The sequence below is a fragment of the Zhengella mangrovi genome (genome assembly GCF_002727065.1).
GTDB classification, from domain to species: domain Bacteria; phylum Pseudomonadota; class Alphaproteobacteria; order Rhizobiales; family Rhizobiaceae; genus Zhengella; species Zhengella mangrovi.
In genome coordinates this window covers 1-784 of sequence record NZ_PDVP01000062.1, presented here as the reverse complement: position 1 = coordinate 784, position 784 = coordinate 1, and the positions used below count along the sequence as shown (strand labels likewise).

Below are 784 nucleotides of genomic sequence, written 5' to 3'. Positions count from 1 at the left end.
GCGGGATCGTTGCCGTTGGTCACGTCGGAGACGGAAACGTTCGCCATCGCGACATTGCCGGTGTTGGTGACCGCGTAGGCATAGCGGATCACGTCGCCCGTCCCGGCCTTGCCGTCGCCGTTGGCATCCGTGACAAATGTCCAGGTCTTGGCAAGTGCGAGGGCGGGTGCCGGCGGTCCGGCGAGATAGGCCGTCACCGTATCGCTGTTCGACTGAAGGGTCGTGGACCCGGCGGCGCCCTCGGCATAGGCCGTGTTGGTCACGCTGCCGGCGTCGATGTCAGCCTGGACCAAGGTGTAGAGGCCGGTGACGAGCCATGTTTCGCCCGGATCAAGCAAACCGTTGCCATTCGCATCTCCGCTCGAAGGCGTTGCAACGGTCAACGTGCCGATCTTGTCGTCCACCAGCCTGATGGCAGCAAGCGCGGCTCCGTTCGTCGCCGGCGCCGCGATGGCATACTGGTAGGCCACCGTATCGCCGGCGCTGTCGGCACCGGAGCCATCCACATCCGTATGCGCACCTTCCGCCTTGGAAAGGGTGATGGTTGCGTCGATCACGAGGACCGTGGCATCCGCCACGGCACAGCCGATCGCCGGATCCTGCCCCGGATCGCAAATCTGGTAGCGGACCGTGTAGCTTCCGGCCGGCGCGGCCGCGGGAACAGCCAACGTGCCATCGCTGGCCACGGAGACGCCCGTAAGGCCGCCATCGGAAACGAGCGTGGTGACAATCACGGCCGGGTCGACGGCTACGCCATTGACGGTGTCGTTCAAATGAACCGATG

Annotated in this window: 1 protein-coding gene; it reads right to left on the bottom strand. The window is 65.3% G+C overall.

Annotated features, from left to right (window positions below; all coding sequences use genetic code 11):
• Positions 1 to 784: DUF7507 domain-containing protein (locus tag CSC94_RS23980; RefSeq protein ID WP_133123113.1), on the bottom strand; the 784-nt coding region annotated here is incomplete at both ends.